This window comes from Corynebacterium aurimucosum ATCC 700975 (genome assembly GCF_000022905.1).
In the GTDB taxonomy this organism is placed as follows: domain Bacteria; phylum Actinomycetota; class Actinomycetes; order Mycobacteriales; family Mycobacteriaceae; genus Corynebacterium; species Corynebacterium aurimucosum_F.
The window spans coordinates 1247804-1265515 of sequence record NC_012590.1; the positions used below are offsets into that span (position 1 = coordinate 1247804).

14 protein-coding genes are annotated in these 17712 nt (G+C 61.4%); 10 read left to right on the forward strand and 4 right to left on the reverse strand.

The window, feature by feature from the left end:
* Positions 1-68: 68 nt before the first annotated feature.
* The 3 genes from CAURI_RS05885 to CAURI_RS05895 are packed head-to-tail and all read right to left on the reverse strand — an operon-like array spanning position 69 to position 3738.
* The gene (locus CAURI_RS05885; RefSeq protein WP_010186916.1) at positions 69-1337 is read right to left on the reverse strand and encodes a glycosyltransferase family 87 protein; all 1269 of its coding nucleotides are present in this window, start codon (positions 1335-1337) and stop codon (positions 69-71) included.
* Positions 1338-1348: 11 nt separating this feature from the next.
* Positions 1349-3202 (reverse strand): dihydroxy-acid dehydratase, encoded by a 1854-nt coding sequence (gene ilvD, locus CAURI_RS05890; RefSeq protein ID WP_010186914.1) that lies wholly within the window; start codon positions 3200-3202, stop codon positions 1349-1351.
* 2 nt (positions 3203-3204) lie between these two features.
* Positions 3205-3738: a PH domain-containing protein gene (locus CAURI_RS05895; protein WP_010186912.1), complete on the reverse strand. Its 534-nt coding sequence runs from the start codon at positions 3736-3738 to the stop codon at positions 3205-3207.
* Between the two features lie 315 nt (positions 3739-4053).
* Between CAURI_RS05895 and CAURI_RS05900 the strand changes: the two genes are divergently transcribed.
* The 10 genes from CAURI_RS05900 to CAURI_RS05945 all read left to right on the forward strand — a co-directional run bounded on the left by CAURI_RS05900 (position 4054) and on the right by CAURI_RS05945 (position 16573).
* Entirely contained in the window at positions 4054-5874 is a 1821-nt protein-coding gene (locus CAURI_RS05900) for an acetolactate synthase large subunit (protein ID WP_010186911.1), read from the forward strand.
* Between the two features lie 5 nt (positions 5875-5879).
* Positions 5880-6395 carry an acetolactate synthase small subunit gene (gene ilvN / locus CAURI_RS05905; protein ID WP_010186907.1) on the forward strand — a complete coding sequence of 172 codons (516 nt, stop codon included), beginning with the start codon at positions 5880-5882 and terminating at the stop codon, positions 6393-6395.
* A 111-nt stretch (positions 6396-6506) separates the two neighbouring features.
* Positions 6507-7520 carry a ketol-acid reductoisomerase gene (gene ilvC, locus CAURI_RS05910; RefSeq protein WP_010186905.1) on the forward strand — a complete coding sequence of 338 codons (1014 nt, stop codon included), beginning with the start codon at positions 6507-6509 and terminating at the stop codon, positions 7518-7520.
* A 112-nt stretch (positions 7521-7632) separates the two neighbouring features.
* A complete protein-coding gene (locus CAURI_RS05915) occupies positions 7633-9426 on the forward strand; it encodes a GmrSD restriction endonuclease domain-containing protein (RefSeq protein WP_010186899.1) in 1794 nt (597 codons plus the stop codon).
* A gap of 28 nt (positions 9427-9454) precedes the next feature.
* The gene (locus CAURI_RS05920) at positions 9455-10339 is read left to right on the forward strand and encodes a hypothetical protein (protein WP_012715007.1); all 885 of its coding nucleotides are present in this window, start codon (positions 9455-9457) and stop codon (positions 10337-10339) included.
* Between the two features lie 44 nt (positions 10340-10383).
* Positions 10384-11970 (forward strand): phosphoglycerate dehydrogenase, encoded by a 1587-nt coding sequence (gene serA, locus CAURI_RS05925; RefSeq protein ID WP_010186895.1) that lies wholly within the window; start codon positions 10384-10386, stop codon positions 11968-11970.
* Positions 11971-12105: 135 nt separating this feature from the next.
* Positions 12106-13125, forward strand: a complete 1020-nt coding sequence (locus CAURI_RS05930) for a 3-isopropylmalate dehydrogenase (protein WP_010186893.1) — start codon at positions 12106-12108, stop codon at positions 13123-13125.
* A gap of 17 nt (positions 13126-13142) precedes the next feature.
* Complete coding sequence (locus CAURI_RS05935) at positions 13143-15011, forward strand: DUF294 nucleotidyltransferase-like domain-containing protein (protein WP_010186891.1); 1869 nt, start codon at positions 13143-13145, stop codon at positions 15009-15011.
* Positions 15012-15629 (forward strand): exonuclease domain-containing protein, encoded by a 618-nt coding sequence (locus CAURI_RS05940; RefSeq protein ID WP_012715008.1) that lies wholly within the window; start codon positions 15012-15014, stop codon positions 15627-15629.
* Between the two features lie 134 nt (positions 15630-15763).
* Complete coding sequence (locus CAURI_RS05945) at positions 15764-16573, forward strand: fumarylacetoacetate hydrolase family protein (protein ID WP_010186887.1); 810 nt, start codon at positions 15764-15766, stop codon at positions 16571-16573.
* 8 nt (positions 16574-16581) lie between these two features.
* On the opposite strand, the gene CAURI_RS05950 is transcribed toward CAURI_RS05945, so the two are convergent.
* Positions 16582-17685 carry an isochorismate synthase gene (locus CAURI_RS05950; RefSeq protein ID WP_012715010.1) on the reverse strand — a complete coding sequence of 368 codons (1104 nt, stop codon included), beginning with the start codon at positions 17683-17685 and terminating at the stop codon, positions 16582-16584.
* Positions 17686-17712 lie beyond the last annotated feature (27 nt).

The following is a 17712-nucleotide window of genomic DNA, read 5'->3' on the forward strand; positions in this document are numbered from 1 at the left end:
AAAGTTATCCCTCGCGCCGCAATGGCGGCGCATAACTTTGGCAGAACGGGCAGTTTGCGTTTCGGGGCTTAGCTGGCTGGGGCTGTAGCGAGCTCGGTTTGTGGCTTGTCTGTTGGAATGCCCTGAACCTTGAGGCAGATGGCGTAGAGAATCCAGCTGAGAAGCGCCAGCCACACGAAGTCATCGACCAAGAACTTCTGATACAGCGGCATCACGTGGACATCGATGCTGTCACCAAACCACCACTTCGGCGGAACGGTGAGCAGCATGCCCGCCCAGGCAGCCAGCACAGCCAGCAAGCTGCCGGCGACCCAGGTGGAATTGCGCCAGGACCAGGCGCGGTAGACCAGAACGGGGACGATGAGGGACAGCCATACCCAGTGGTGCGACCACGAAACGGGGGAGATGAGCAGCATGGTGGTGGCGGTGGTGAGGTGGGCGTCGACAAGCAAGCCGCGCCGCATCTGCACCAAGATGAGGGCTGAGCCAAGACCGATGACGGTGAGCGCTGCGACCAGCCACAGCATGTTGATGAGCGTGCCGTGGTTGTCCATGGCCTCTTGGGAGGTGAAGAGTCGCTGGATGACACCCTTGAGCGAGGAATTGGACTGATAGTCCGTGGCCACACCGAAGTCTGCGCCCTTGCCCATATCGAGAAGCTTCGAGGTGAAGAATTCGACAAAGGCCTCCCAGCGGTAAACCGCGGCCAACAGGGTAGCCAGGACGGCGGAGGCGAAGGCTGTGAGGATTGGCTTCCATTCGCGGCGCAGCAGGAAGTAGAGCAGCATGGCCAAGGGGGTGATCTTGATGGCTGCCGCGAGTCCTATCAGCCAGCCTTGCGGAAGCTTGCGCTTGCGCGGGATCAGATCGAAGATGACCAGCGCCATGATGACGATGTTGATCTGTGCAAAACCGTTGTTGAGGCGGATGGGTTCAAAGAACATGGCCGCGGCCCACGCGATCGCCACGGTGGGCCACAGGTGCGGCACCTTGAGGGCGCGGAAGATCGCGTAGAGACAGGCAAAGACCAGGCCGTCTGAGAGGACGATCATGATATCGCCGGCGAGCGAATCGCTCATCCAGTCAAAGGCAGTCAGCGGCACCATAACCAGCGCCCCGAAGGGTGGGTAGATAAAGGGGAGCGCCAAATCCCCGGCGTACATGGGCTCCGAATAGACTGAGCGGCCCTCCATGAAGGCGCGGACGCCCTCACGGTAAATGATCATGTCGACCGGAAAGTCCGTATGGAGGACGTGGCGGATGACGCCCACCAGGCCAACGATGAGCCCGGCGGCGGTCAGGAGTGTGCGCCTTGCGGCGTTAGTGGCGAAATTCATCGCCCCATACTCTAATTGACGTAGCCATCCACCACGCGCACCGCACCACGGTCAGCGGACGTGGCCATGTTGGCATAGGCGCGCAGTGCCTTGGTGACCGGGCGGTTGCGCTCCTTTGGGGTCCAGGGCTTCTCGCGCTGCTCCTCGGTGGCGCGGCGGCGCTCCAAGACTTCTTCGTCAACGTCGAGGGTGAGCTGGCGCTCGCGGATGTTGATGGTGATGGGGTCACCGTTCTCCACGAGACCGATAAGCCCGCCGTGAGCAGCCTCGGGGGAGATGTGGCCAATCGAGAGGCCAGAGGTGCCACCGGAGAAGCGGCCGTCGGTAATCAAGGCGCAGGCCTTGCCCAAGCCGGAGCCCTTGAGGAAGGAGGTCGGGTGCAGCATCTCCTGCATACCGGGGCCACCAGCGGGGCCCTCGTAGCGGATGACGATGACATCGCCAGGCTGGACTTCCTTCTTCAGGATGATGGACACGGCCTCTTCCTGGGATTCCACCACGCGGGCCGGGCCGGTAAAGGTCCATAGCTCTTCCTCCACGCCGGCGGCCTTGACAATGGCTCCGTTGGGGGCGAGGTTACCGCGCAGGACAACCAGGCCGCCGTCAGAGGAAAAGGCGCGCTCGGCGTCGTGGATGCAGCCATTGGCAGCATCAGTATCCAGCTCATCCCAGCGGTTGGACTGGCTGAAGGGCTCGGTGGTGCGCACACCGCCGGGTGCGGCGTGGAAAAGCTCGAGAGCGGCTTCCGTGGCCTTGCCGCCGCGGATATCCCAATCATCGAGCCACTCCTCGGCGTTGTCGTAGAGCGCGGTGTGGACCTTGAGGTTCAAGTGGCCGGCGCGGCGCAGCTCACCCAAGATGGCGGGGATACCGCCGGCGCGGTGCACATCCTCGATGTGGTAGGTGCCGTTGGGCGCCACCTTGGACAGGCAGGGCACGCGGTAGGAGATCTCGTTGATGTCCTCGAGGGTGAAGTCCACCTCGCCCTCCTGCGCGGCGGCCAGCGTGTGGAGGATGGTGTTGGTGGAACCGCCCATGGCCATGTCCAGTGCCATGGCGTTGCTGAAGGCTTCCTTGGTGGCGATAGAGCGGGGGAGAACGGCGTCGTCTTCTTCGCCGTAGTAGCGTCGGCACAGGTCCACGATGGTGCGGCCAGCCTGCTCGAAGAGATCGCGGCGGGCGCTGTGGGTAGCCAGCGTGGTGCCGTTTCCCGGCAGGGCGAGGCCGAGCGCCTCAGTGAGGCAGTTCATGGAATTGGCGGTGAACATGCCGGAGCAGGAACCACAGGTGGGGCAGGCGGATTCCTCCACCCGGGTCAAGCCCTCGTCGGAGACGGCATCGCTTGCCGACGCCGTGATGGCCGTAATCAGATCCGTCGGTGCGTGTGCCACGCCGTCAACGACAACGGCCTTGCCGGCTTCCATCGGGCCACCAGACACAAAGATGGTGGGGATGTTAAGGCGCAGCGCGGCATTCAGCATGCCCGGGGTGATCTTGTCGCAGTTGGAGATGCACACCAGCGCGTCGGCAGTGTGGGCATTGACCATGTACTCGATGGAATCGGAGATGATCTCTCGCGAGGGCAGGGAGTAAAGCATGCCGCTGTGGCCCATGGCGATGCCATCGTCAACAGCAATGGTGTTGAATTCCTTCGGTACGCCGCCGGCTTCGCGGACGGCATCGGCCACGATGTCGCCGACGTTTTTGAGGTGAACGTGGCCGGGAACGAACTGGGTAAAGGAATTGGCGATGGCAACGATCGGCTTGCCAAAGTCACTCTCCTTGGAGCCTGTAGCGCGCCACAGTGCGCGCGCACCGGACGCCTGGCGGCCAACGGTGGTGACTTTAGAGCGGAGAGGGTACATGGTTAATCCTTCAGTTCGGGGTGTTTCTCGAGGTACTCGGCGTATTCCTCCTTGGTGAGGAGGATCTGTTGGCCATCGCGGTGGACGATGACCACCTTGTCATCGGCGGCGTCACGGCCAGCGCTCAGGGCGTCGGGGATGCGCCCATTGGAAGCGGCAGCGAGGCGGGGGAGGGAGTTGAAAGTCACTCCCGGCAGGTTGAAGTTATCGCCCTTCGTCGTGCGGGCATAGGCTTTCGAGCGCTGGAAACCGATTCCTTGGAAGTCTTTCCACTCGATGTGCTTGGGGCCGCGGAAGCCATAGGTGATGTGGATGCCCGTGCTGTCCACGGTGGTGCGGGCCCGCAGGACCCACCAGATGGCCAGCACGGGGAAGATGAGAATCCAGAAGAGGTACTTCGGGGCCCAGCCAATGCTGAGGAAAGCGATGGCGGCGAGGATGCCGATGCCGAGGAGGTGTTCGCGAGTGGGCTTGAACGTTTCGGCCGTGGGGTGTTCGGCGCGAGAAGATGCGTTCTGCGGGTGTGAGGACGTCATAGTGGGTCATCGTAATTGACAATATGGCGCGGTGGCGAACCGCCCCACCTGTGGAATCTCGCTAAATGAGAAATAGATCCCAAAAATGGGGGTAAAGGCCTGCGGTGGCGTTTCTATCAGTGTACAGTTTATCCCATGATCATTATTCGACTTCACCTCGTAGTAGTACCCGGGCGGCGCGAGCCGTAGCGAGTCCGCTAGTGACGTCGACCAGCATGCGCCCCCGTTACCTTCACACCCAGGAAGGAAAGACGGGGGCGTTATTCGTTGGATGATCTCTCCGATATCCACCCCCACTAAAGGAGCACACCAACCGTGACAGCTTCCACACCGCCACAGCGGGCGCCCGAGCGCATCACGGGCGCACACGCCATTGTCCGTACCCTCGAAGATTTGGGCACCGAGCTGGTCTTCGGCATTCCGGGCGGCGCCGTGCTTCCGCTGTACGACGCCCTGTTTGAATCCACGAAGCTGCGCCACGTGCTCACCCGCCACGAGCAGGGAGCTGGCCATGCAGCAGAAGGCTATGCGCAGGCATCCGGAAAGGTCGGCGTCATGATTGCCACCTCCGGCCCGGGTGCCACCAACCTTGTGACCCCGCTGGCGGATGCCAACCTAGACTCCGTGCCCGTCGTGGCTATTACCGGACAGGTCGGCAGTTCATTGCTGGGCACCGACGCCTTCCAGGAGGCTGATATCCGCGGCGTGACGATGCCGATTACGAAGCACAACTTCATCGTCACCAAGGCCGAGGATATCCCCAGTGCGATTGCAGCAGCTTTCCATTTGGCCTCCAGTGGCCGTCCAGGACCGGTCCTCGTGGATATTCCGAAGGACGTGCAGAACGCGCTGATGGAGTACTCGGGTCCGGTCATGCCGGATTTGCCTGGCTACAAGCCCACTACGACCCCGCACCCGCGCCAGATTACCCAAGCTGTCCAGCGTATTGCTCGCGCCGAGCGCCCTGTGCTCTATGTTGGCGGCGGTGTCATCAAGGCCGAGGCTTCCCGCGAGCTGCGCGAATTCGCTGAGCTGACCGGAATCCCGGTGGTGACCACGCTTATGGCTCTCGGTGCCTTCCCGGATAAGCATCCGCAGCACATGGGTATGCCCGGTATGCACGGCACGGTGCCGGCGGTGGCGGCGCTGCAGCGCGCGGACCTCATTATTGCGGTGGGCGCACGCTTCGATGATCGTGTGACTGGTGATACCGATACTTTCGCTCCCCATGCCGAGGTTATCCACGCCGACATCGATCCGGCGGAGATTGGCAAGATCCGTGAGGTAGCGGTTCCCATCGTGGGTGATGCCCGCGAGGTGCTTCTGCGCCTGACCAAGGCTTATGCCAATGACGCGGAGCTGGATGCCCCGCGCATTGGGCCGTGGATGGAGTACTTGGGGGATCTGCAGAGCCGCTTCCCGCGCGGTTTCGAGCCGACAGCAGACGGTCTGCTCAACCCGCAAGAGGTCATTCAGCAGCTCAGCGCAATTGTGGGCCCGGAGGCCATTTACTGCGCGGGCGTGGGCCAGCACCAGATGTGGTCGGCGCAGTTCCTTGACTTCGAGCAGCCGCGCAGCTGGATCAACTCCGGTGGCGCCGGCACGATGGGCTACGCGGTGCCCGCAGCGCTCGGAGCAAAGGCTGCCTGCCCGGAGCGAGAGGTCTGGGCAATCGACGGAGATGGCTGTTTCCAGATGACCAACCAGGAGCTCACCACCGCCGCGGTGGAAGGGTTCCCCGTCAAAGTCGCTGTCATTAATAACGGCAACCTGGGCATGGTGCGCCAGTGGCAGACGCTGTTCTATGAGAACAAGTACTCCCATACCAAGCTGCGTGAGCACGATGAGTACGTCCCGGACTTCGTCAAGCTCAGCGAGGCCCTGGGCTGCGAATCCATTCGCGTCACCACGGCAGAGGAGATTGGCCCGGCGATTGAACGTGCGCGCTCAATCAATGACAGGCCTGTGGTCATTGACTTCATCGTGGGCCAGGACGCCCAGGTGTGGCCGATGATTGGCGGCGGTGCCTCCAATGAGGAAATCCAGTACGCCCTGGGTCTGCGCCCGCTGTTTGATGAAAATGAGTCCGCGGCCGAGGAACCGGCCGATATCCACGAATCCCTCGAGGAGGCCTAAGAGCAATGGCTAAAGACGACATCACTCGCCACATCCTGTCTGTGCGCGTCCAAGATATTGAGGGCATCATTTCCCGCGTGACCGGTATGTTCACCCGCCGCGGTTATAACCTCATCTCGCTCGTTTCCGCCCGTACCGAAACCGAGGGGATCAACCGCTTAACCATCGTTGTGGACGCCTCCGAGGTTGTTATCGAACAGGTGACGAAGCAGCTCAACAAGATCGTTCCGGTGCTTAAGGTGGTGGAGCTGGAGGAAGAAAACACCATTGCTCGCGCCATCATGCTGGTCAAGGTGGCTGCGGATAACTCGAACCGCCCCCAGGTGGTGGACGCGGTGAACATCTTCCGCGCTCGCATCGTGGATGTATCGCCGGAGTCCGTGGTGGTGGAGGCCACCGGAACGCCCGGCAAGCTGCAGGCGCTTCTCGACGTCCTTGAGCCCTTCGGCATCCGCGAACTGGTGCAGTCCGGAAATGTCGCGCTGGGTCGTGGCCCAAAGGCGATGGCACCAAGCAAATAAAAAATCTCACAATGTGGGCGCTCCGTCCCAAAGTGTGATACAAATTCAATAGACAGAGTTACTACTGGATGCGTAGTGCTCACGAACCCAAAGAGAAAAGGAACATCAAACATGGCTATTGAGACTCTGTACGATTCTGATGCAGACCTGACCATCATCCAGGGCCGCAAGGTGGCCATCATTGGCTACGGCTCCCAGGGCCACGCCCACGCAATGAACCTGCGTGACTCCGGCGTTGAGGTTGCCATCGGCCTGCGCGAAGGTTCCAAGTCCCGCGAGAAGGCAGAGGAGGCTGGCTTCAAGGTTCTCACCAATGCCGAGGCTGCCAAGTGGGCTGATGTCATCATGCTGCTGGCGCCGGATACCTCCCAGGCTGCCATCTTCACTGAGGACATCGAGCCGAACCTGGAGGACGGCAACGCGCTGTTCTTCGGCCACGGCCTCAATATCCACTTCGGTCTGATCAAGCCGGCGGAGAACATCACCATCGGTATGGTCGCTCCGAAGGGACCGGGCCACCTGGTTCGCCGCCAGTTCGTTGACGGTAAGGGCGTTCCTTGCCTGATTGCCACCGAGCAGGATCCGAAGGGCGAGGGGCGTGAGCTGACCCTGTCCTACGCCGCAGCCATCGGCGGTGCCCGCGCCGGTGTTATCCCGACGACCTTCAAGGATGAGACTGAGACCGACCTCTTCGGTGAGCAGGCCGTCCTGTGTGGTGGCGTGGAGTACCTGATCATGAACGGCTTCGAAGTTCTTACCGAGGCTGGCTACGAGCCGGAGATGGCTTACTTTGAGGTCTGCCACGAGCTGAAGCTCATCGTTGATCTCATCGTTGAGGGCGGCATCAAGAACATGAACTACTCCTGCTCCGACACCGCGGAGTTCGGCGGCTACCTTTCCGGACCGCGCGTCATCGACGCTTCCGTGAAGGAGCGCATGAAGGATGTCCTCACCGATATTCAGGACGGCACTTTCGTCAAGCGCCTCGTCGCCAACGTTGAGGGTGGCAACAAGGAGCTCGAGGATCTGCGCGCCAAGGTGAACTCCCACCCGATCGAGCAGACTGGCTCCCAGCTGCGCGATCTCATGAGCTGGGTGAAGAATCCGCTGGACGCAACTGCATAAACTGCGCTACGCCTAAAGGATCCCGTTGGCCATTGGTCAGCGGGATTCTTTAGTTTTGTGATGTTCGCGCATAAACGGGCACGTTCCCACATTTGGCGGTAGGCTCGAAGCCATGGGTTTCTCTACGCCAAGCTATGACCTTAATGACCTCTTCGCACGCATCGATCGCGGTGATATTCAGCTTCCAGACTTTCAGCGCTCCTATGCCTGGGATGAGGACCGCATCAGATCGCTGATCGTCACTGTGCTGCGCGGCTACCCACTCGGCGCGTTCATGGCCTTGGATACCCGCAACGAGGCCATGCGCTTTCGGCCGCGGCCGCTCGCGGGTGCGCCCAACACCGGGGTAAACCCGGGCTTGCTGTTGCTCGATGGCCAGCAGAGGCTGACCACTCTGTACCACTGCTTCCGTGGTGAGGGTTTTGTTGATACCACAGACTTCCGCTCCAAGAAGGTCTCCCGCAAGTACTTTGTGGACCTGCACAAAGCCACTTCTGAAGACATCATGCCGGATGAAGCAGTCTTCGCCATCAATCAGCACGGCGAGCTGCGCTCTCACTTCGCGCCGGACCTCGACGATTCTCTGAACAGCCGCGAGGCCGCGGTTCAAGCATGCTGCATTCCCGTCTCCGCGCTGCTGAGCGAGGAGGGCACCAGCATGCTCTTCGAGCTCGCCGCTGCCAACGATGGCGCCAACCGCGATGTCGTCGCCGCTTTCAATAACCGCATCCTGCGCCCGCTGTCCGGCTACACTGTGCCGATGATTCGCCTTTCCCGCGAGACGGCCAGCGCTGGTATCGGCTCCATCTTTGCCCAGGTGAACTCGGCCGGATTACAGATGGATGTCTTCGACCTCCTCACGGCAGTCTTTGCCTCCGAGGACCCGGACTTCCACTTGGCGGAGGACTGGGCAGGCGTCGAGAAGCAGCTACGTGCCTTCCCAGCGCTCGACGGCATTGGCCGAAATGAATTCCTCTCGGCAGTATCGCTGTTGGTGTCGGGGGAGAAGGGCAATGCCGGCGGCCAGCGCGAAGACATCCTGCAGCTCTCGCTCGCCGAATACCGCAAGGCTTCGCAGACCCTGGTGATTACTTTCCGCGAAGTCGCAGAGTTCCTGGCTGAGCGTTGCATACTATCCCTTGAGCAGGTTCCTTATTCCGAGCAGATCATTCCGCTGGCGGTTATTCTGGCGCGTCTGGCTGAGAAGAAGGGCGTGCTGTCGAGTCAGGATGCCTGGGACCGACTTAATCAGTGGTTCTGGAGCGGCGTCTTTGGTGAGCTTTACGGCTCCTCCGCCGTGAAGCTACGCGCAGCGCGCGATGTTGACGAGGTCACCGCATGGGTCGCTGGCGACACCGAGGATGTTCCGAAGACCGTCCGTGATGCCTCCTTCCGCGAGTCCCGCCTGTTTTCGGTAGGGGAGCACGACGGGGTGTGGCATGGTCTGTATGCCCTGCTCATGGCTCGTGGCGCGAAGGACTGGCGTACGGGCCGTCCGTTTAACCGCCATAGCTTTGAGGAGCTGCAGCCGGGCTTCTTCCCCGTCTTCCCGCTTCGCTGGTGCGAGCGCCACGGCGTCAGCGGCGTCCTGGCAAACTCCGTGCTGAACCGCACTCCGATGGGCAAGCGCACCGAGGTTGTCATCGATGGGCATTCGCCCGAGCGCTACCTTCCGCGTGTGCAGTCGAAATCGATCATGGAGGATGCTGAGTTTGATAGCGTGCTGGCCTCCCACGAACTGGAGCCGGAGCTGTTGACGGCGAAGACTGTGCACCAGTTCTTTGCTGACCGCCGCGAGCGCTTTGTCGGCATCGTTGAATACGCGCTCAACAAACAGGTAGTGCGTGACGTGGACGAGGCGAACCTCTCTGGTGGCGAGGAGGGGCCGCAGGCCTTTGCTCGTTAAGGTTCCATCTCCACGTGGGCTAAAGGTCGTGTCCACGGTGCTGCTGCTGGGCATGACCGCGCTGGGGGTTGTGGGGTGCTCATCGCTGGGACGCGGTGAGCCCGTCTTAACGCAAGACATCACCGCCCTCCCTGAGTCAGAAATTGACCTGGCCCGGGCGAGCGAGGAAAACCGCCTGCGGCTCATTGATCCGCAATTCGCCAATGAAGTCACCGTTGTTGGGGACCGCTGGGGAATAGACTCGGCACGCTTATTCTTCAAGGAGAGCAATACGCTGATCCTCGCCGAGGAGACAGATGCTGCGGCCTTGCGGGCGGCGACGTTGAGCGTGTCGCAGCGCGTTCCCATGGTGACCTACGATGCCTCGATCCGCCCACAAATTTCACAACTGCTCAATGACCTTGATGTGGACCAAATTCTGGTTATCGGCAACGTCCCGTGGGCTAGGCAGAACGGGCAACGCGAGGTCATCCACGACCCAGGAAACACCAAGGCGTTGGGGGAGTACACGGCTTTTCGTTTTGATTCCAAAGTGGTGATGAACCGTGAGCGCATGGTTGATAACATCGCGCGCTTGGATTCCTCCACGAAAACGGAGCTCAAGGCCGCGTGGGAGCCGCTGCCGCAGCACCTCACTAAGGAAAAGATGCCGGCGATTCCCGCGCAAGCGCGCCGTGATGCGCAAATGGCACCGGTTATCGTGGCGACGAAAGATAGTCCCTTGGCCAATGTGGTGAATGCCACCGCATATGGCGGTACGGTGTTCGTGATGGAGGACCCGGATCCGACGGCGACGAAGGCTGGCGCGGCGATTACAGCGGGGCTATCAGACGGGCCGATCGTGGCCCTTGGGCCGGAATTCGGTTCGGTGACAGAATTCACGCATAAAATCACTCAGGGCTGGAAAGAATAAACTACACTTCTCGGCATCTCCAATTCTGACTAGTAAAGGAAGTTATGTCGAAGCCGGTCGTTCTTATCGCCGATAAGCTTGCAGAATCCACCGTCGATGCTCTCGGGGACACCGTCGAGGTCCGCTGGGTAGATGGTCCAAATCGCGCGGAGCTGCTCGCCGCGGTGCCGGAGGCTGACGCCCTCCTCGTCCGCTCTGCCACGACCGTGGATGCGGAGGTGCTGGCCGCCGCAGAGAACCTGAAGATCGTGGGCCGCGCTGGTGTCGGTTTGGATAATGTTGATATCCCCGCTGCCACCGAGCGAGGCGTCATGGTTGTTAACGCGCCGACCTCCAACATTCACTCCGCTTGTGAGCAGGCCATCGCGCTGCTTCTAGCCACCGCCCGCCAGGTGCCGGCAGCAGATCAGTCCCTGCGCCAGGGCGAGTGGAAGCGTTCCTCCTTCAAGGGCGTCGAGATCTATGGCAAGACCATCGGCATCGTGGGCTTCGGCCACATCGGCCAGCTCTTCGCACAGCGCTTGCTGGCTTTTGAGACCACCGTCATCGCCCACGATCCTTATGCCAACCCGGCTCGCGCAGCGGCGCTGGGCGTGGAGCTAGTGAGCCTTGAAGAGCTCATGTCGCGCTCTGATTTCGTGACCATTCACCTGCCCAAGACGCCGGAGACCGCCGGCATGTTTGATGCTGAACTCCTGGCTAAGGCTAAGAAGGGGCAGATCATCATCAACGCCGCCCGCGGCGGCCTCGTGGATGAGGCTGCGCTGGCTGAGTCCATCAAGTCGGGGCACCACCGCGGCGCCGGTTTCGATGTTTATGCTTCCGAGCCGTGCACGGATTCCCCGCTCTTCGAACTCCCACAGGTCACCGTGTCACCGCACCTGGGTGCTTCCACGGTAGAAGCGCAGGACCGTGCAGGTACCGACGTAGCCGCGTCGGTCTTGAAGGCGCTGGCCGGTGAGTTTGTGGCCGACGCCGTCAACGTTGAGGGCGGCAAGGTTGGCGAGGAAGTATCCGGCTGGCTGGATCTGACGCGCAAGCTGGGTCTCGTTGCAGGAAACCTCCTGGGTGCTGCGCCCGTCGCCATCGAGGTGGAGGCTTGTGGCGAGCTAGCCAATGAAGAAGTCTCTGCGCTTGGTTTGTCTGCCGTTCGCGGTGTGTTCTCCGGCGTGGTTTCGGAGACCGTTACTTTCGTCAACGCCATGAAGATCGCCGCAAGCCGCGGCGTGACCGTAGATGTCAAGACCAACGTGGAGTCGAAGGGTCACCGTTCTTCGGTGCGGGTCAAGGTCATTGGCCCCAACGGCAAGGTATCGCAGTTGACTGGCGCTCTGACCGGAATCGATGGGGTGGAGAAGATCATCCGCATCAATGGCCGCGGCGTCGACATGCGCGCTACCGGCCGCAACCTCTTCTTCTCCTACAAGGATGCCCCGGGCGCACTGGGTACCGTGGGCACCAAGCTGGGTGCTGCTGGCATCAACATCGTGGCTGCCGCCCTGACCCAGGGCAAGGATGCCTCCGATGCTGTGCTCATCCTGCGCGTCGAACGTGAGGTGCCGGAGGAGCTGGTCGACGAAATCAACGCGGCGCTGGGTGCTACCTGCCGCCAGCTCGTCCTGAATGCATAGCCCACAGCGTTAAGCCTTTCGCAGCAGCCCCCGTGAAGGATCGTCCGCGGTTCTTCACGGGGGTTTTGCCGTCGCCGGAGTCGAGAGGGTGGTACCCTCACAAGTATCCAATATGTGAGAAAGGAATCCCACAAAATGAAACTGGCAGTGATTGGCGGCGACGGCATTGGTCCCGAGGTAACCGCGGAGGCATTGAAGGTCCTGCGTGCGGTTCGCCAGGATGTCGAGGTTACTGATTATGACCTCGGTGCGAGGCGCTACCTGCGCAACGGGGAGCTGCTTAGCGACGCCGACTTTGCCTCCCTGCGCGAGCACGACGCAATCCTGCTCGGCGCGATCGGTGCGCCCGGTGAGGTTCCACCCGGCGTGCTGGAGCGCGGCCTGCTGCTAAAGATGCGTTTTGCCTTGGATCACCACGTCAACCTGCGCCCCTCCAAGCTGTATCCGACGTCCACCTCGCCGCTGGCAAACCCGGGCGATATCGACTTCGTCGTCGTCCGTGAAGGCACTGAGGGATTGTACTGTGGAAACGGCGGCACGCTGCGCGAAGGCACCGAACATGAGGTGGCCTCGGAAGTTTCCCAGAACACGCGTTTCGGAGTAGAACGTGTGGTGCGCGATGCATTCCAGCGTGCAATGGGACGCCGCAAGCACGTGACACTGGTGCACAAGACCAATGTCCTGGTGAACGCCGGTGGGCTCTGGCAGCGCACCGTGAACGAGGTGGCTCAGGAATTCCCGGAGGTTACCGTCGATTACAACCACATCGACGCCGCAACCATCTACATGGTCACCGATCCCGCGCGCTATGACGTCATCGTGACCGATAACCTCTTTGGCGACATCCTGACTGACTTGGCAGGTGCTGTGACCGGCGGTATTGGCTTGGCCGCCTCCGGAAACATTGACGCCTCCGGCGCTAACCCCTCCATGTTTGAACCGGTTCACGGTTCCGCACCGGATATCGCGGGCAAGGGCATCGCGGATCCCACCGCGGCGATCCTGTCGGCGGCGATGCTGCTGCGCCACCTTGGTGATGAGGAAAACGCCGTGCGCATCGAAGAGGCCGTGGCGGCCGATGTTTCCGCCCGCGGTGATGCACAGGCGCGCACCACTGAAATTGGTGATCGAATCGCCGCCGCGCTCAGTGCTTAGCGCTGTATGGTTGGCGCATGAGCGTCGAAATAGACGAAGTCACTAGCTTCCTCGCACAGCATGAGCCCTTCTCCCGTCTGCCGGAGGAAGAGCTCACCGCACTCTCTTCACAGCTGAGCATGATCTACCTGCGTCGTGGGGATATTCCCATAAAGATGGGGGAAGAGAATGCTCATCTCCACATCATCCGCACCGGTGCGATTGATGTGGTGGGAGAGGATAACGTGTTGCTGGATCGCCGCGAATCTGGCCTTACTTTTGGCTACTCCACATTGCAGGGAGAGCCGGTCTCCGCCTATGAGATGGTCGCGGTGGAGGATAGCCTCGTCTTTACTCTTGAGCAGGAGGCCTTTAGCCAACTCGCTGAACGCAACCCTGACATCGCGCGTTTCTTTTCAGCGCAGTCCCGTCAGATCCGAGCGGCAGCGCGGGAGCTTACCGATTCCGCACCAACAGACGTGCTCCGCACGCCGCTGCGGGAGCTCATTCGGACCGACGTGTTGACGGCGCCAGCCGCAACCACCATCCGCGAAGCTGCTCTGCTGATGACAGAACATGGCGTTTCTTCATTACTCGTCGTGGAATCGGGCGAGGAGACAGACAAGCGACTCACGGGAATCCTGACCGACCGCGATCTGCGAACTCGGGTGCTCGCCGCCCAGCGCGACCCTGCCGCGCCGGTGGGGGAGATCATGACGCCTCAGCCCCTCACGGTATCGGCGGATGCCCCAGCCATGGAAGCACTCTTGCACATGGCCGAGCGCGGAATCCACCATTTGCCGGTGGTCAAAGAAGGCGCCCTGCAGGGGATTGTTACGCAGTCGGACGTTACCCGGCTGCTGCACAATGATCCGGTCTACCTTGCGGCGGATCTTTCACGGCGCTCCAGTGTTGCAGAGCTGAATGGTGCCTTCAACGAAGCCACGCGCTTGGCTGGGCGCTTCGTGGAGCGCGGCTCGACACCGGCGGAAGCCTCGAGCTTGGTCACGCTTGCCGCCGATGCTGTGGCACGGCGCCTGTGCACGCTCGCGGAGGAGGAACTTGGTCCTCCGCCTGTGGAGTATGCCTTTGTGGCCGTGGGCTCGCAGGGAAGGCGAGAGATGGCGCTGGCCTCAGACCAAGATAATGCGCTAGTCCTCGCGGATGATTTCGATGCCGCTGAGTATGGAGAGTATTTCGCGCGGCTTAGTTCCTTTGTGTGCCAGGGCTTAGCCGACGCCGGGCAGGTCCTGTGTCCTGGGGACATGATGGCCATGACTGCTCAGTGGCGGATGACGCGCTCCCAATGGATCGATACCTTCCGTCGGTGGATTCGAGACCCTCAACCGAAGGCGCTGCTCAACGCGCAGATTTTCTTCGACTTCCGGGTGCTCTATGGAAGCGAGGCGCTGGGCCGGGACGTTCACACTGCTGCCGTAGAGATGGGTCAAGGGGCAACGCGCTTGCACGCCCACCTGGCTAGCTTGGCCGCGCGCCGTGAGCCGCCGCTGACTTTGTTTCGGGGGCTCGTGGTGGAGCGCGATGGTGACTACGCAAACACTCTCGATATCAAGAAGGGAGGAACAGCGGGCATCGTGCAGATGGCCCGTCTCTTCGCACTGGCTTCCGGATCCACTGTGGTGGACACGCGCCAGCGGCTCAGGGAAGCGGCCGGTAATGCGGTGAGCCGACAGGGCGCGCAGGAGCTTCTCGACGCCTTCGACTACCTGCGGTCCCTGTCCTTCCAGCATCAAGCCCGCCAGCTGCGGGAAGGCCAGCAGCCGGATTATCACATCGACCCCAAGGGTCTCGGCCGCATGGAGCGAGAACACCTGCGCGATGCTTTCCGTGCCATCAAGTCGATGCAGAATGCCTTGGCCACGAAGTATCCGGTGAGGAATATTTAGATGTGGAGCCCCTGGAGTCGGCGCGCGGACTGGGGTGCGCCAGGGTTAAGCACCCCGCTCGATGATCTGAATTTGCTTGCCGTAGACATGGAGACCACGAGTCTAGACCCGCGAAGAGGAAAGATTGTCTCCATTGGCTGGGTGCCGGTTAACGGGGGAGTCATCGACTTATCCGGTGCCGGTTATACCGTGGTGCGCGGCGCGCAGGTGGCCGAGGATGCACATGTCCACTTGCTGACGCAGGAGGTCATTGATGCCGGTGAGGAGCTAGATAGCGCGGTGGCGCAATTGCGCCAGGCTCTGCAGGGACGCGCGCTACTCGCGCATTTCGCGGCCTTGGAGGTGGGGTTCATTGAAGCTGCCTCCCGTGAGGTCTTTGGGCAGCGCCCGCGCCTGAGCGTGGTTGATACCTTTGCACTCGAGCGGCGCCACATGGAGCGCATGGGAACTTATCCGCGCGGCGAGGATCTACGCCTGCCCCGCGTGCGCGCGCGTTATGGCCTACCGCGTTATGGAAGCCACAATGCGCTCAGTGATGCCTTGGCCTGTGCTGAGTTATATCTTGCGCAGCGGGGACGCACGCGGGCGGTGACTTTAGGGGACGTCGCCCAGCGCTAGGTCTGCCCAGCGCTAGGTCTGCGCGAAGGGGCTCGTCGTGGAGCTTGATGACCGCAGAAGCATTGAAATCTTTGCAACCTTTACTTAAGACCCCTGAACGCTAGTTAAAAATCCTTGCGAGTAGTATGGCCGTTATGCGTTTAGGACGAATTGCTCACACCGAAGGTATCTGTTTCGCCATCATTGATGGCCCAGCCGACGCCCCGCTTGACCAGCTGGTGGCTAAGGAAATTTCCGGCACGCCGTTTACCCCACCGGAGCCGACTGGCCGCGAGTGGCCGCTGAGTGAGGTGCGCTTGTTGGCGCCGACCCTGCCCACCAAGGTCGTGGCTCTGGGCCGCAACTACGCCGACCACGTGGCGGAGGTCTTCAAGGAATCCGCGGAGCACCTGCCGCCGACGATCTTTATCAAGCCCTCCACCGCAGTCATTGGCCCCGGTGCACCCATCAAGATTCCGGAGTTCGCTACCAACGTTGAGTTCGAGGGGGAGCTCGCCGTGGTGATCTCCAAGGTGTCAAAGAATATTGATCCAGAGAAGTGGCGCGATCACGTCGTTGGCTACACGATCTGTAACGATGTTTCTTCGCGTGACCTGCAGTTCCAGGATGGCCAGTGGGCACGTGCGAAGGGCATCGACACCTTCTGCCCGCTGGGCCCGTGGATTGAGACGGACTTGGACTGCATCAATCTCGATGACCAGAAGATTAACGCCTACCTCACGCACGATGGCAAGCGTGAGCAGAAGCAGGATTCCAATACGGATCAGATGATTGTGAAGATGGGCCACATCATCGCTGAGATCTCGCAGTCCTACACGCTTCTGCCGGGCGATGTCATCACTACGGGTTCCCCGGCTGGCACGGCACCGATGGTGCCGGGCGATACCATCGAAATTGAGATCCCCGGCGTGGGCAGCCTGGCCAACCCGATTGAGCGCGCTTAGATGCTGCTCTAAAGGTTGAGCGCGCGCAAGATGGTGCGCAGCTTAGCCGTGGTTTCCTGAAGTTCGGCCGTCGGGTCGGAGTCCACGACGATTCCTCCGCCTGCCCACGCGCGGGCGGAGAGGCCATCGCCGGCCACCTCGGCGCACCGGATGGCTACCATGTATTCGCCGTCGCCGGAATCATCGCACCAGCCCACCGCGCCGGCGTAGAAGCCGCGATCGGTTTCAGCGGTTTCGATCAGCGCTTGTGCGGCCTCAGTGGGGGTGCCACAAATAGCAGGGGTGGGGTAGACTAACTCGGCCAACTCGAGCGCAGTGATGTCAGAATCCTTGAGGGTTCCCGCAATCGGGGTGCCCAGATGCCACATCTCATTGGTGGAGGTGAGCTGCGGGGCCGTGGGAGCATCGAGGGTCTCGCACAAAGGCTGCAGAATACGGCGGATGTGATCTACCACGAAAGCATGTTCGCGCAGGTCCTTTGCGGAGTTGTGGAGGTCTTGGCCCGCTTTGATATCGCGTGCCTTATCGGCCTGTCGGGGGGCGGAGCCGGCCAAAGGGAAGGCCGTGACCGTCGAACCTTGTTTCTTGATCAACACTTCCGGCGAGGAGCCCACGAACATCGCTCCGGGGCGCCCTGCCGGGGTGAGATCTGCGATGAAGCCATCGCGGTGGGAAGATAAATCAATCAGCCGCGCGGCAACGAGGAGTGGATCCACCGGGGCATTGAACTCAATGTCGACGGCGCGTGCAAGCACCACCTTATCCAGCTTGGAGGCCTCGATCGTGGCAATGGCCGCCTCGATGCGACGCAGGTGCTCCTCCGGCTCTGGGTCAAACCCAGTCACGCGCGCGTTGAGCGTGCCGCTGCGGTAATAGGCGTGTGGTTCGAGGGGGCCCTCCTCGCGGATGATGCTGCGCGGCACGGTTAGTGCCGCGGGGTCACCCTTGTGGAAGGGAAGCGCGCCGACAACCATGGGTGCCGTGCCGGAACGCAGAGCAGATACGGCGGCGTTGACGTCGCTGAAGGTGGCCACTGAGCCTTGGGTACGCACAGACCCCGTCGCGCGGGACAGGAGGAAGTCAGGGGCGGTAGAGGGTCTGTTTTCACACATAAGGAATAACTCTAGTTGTTTGCTGCG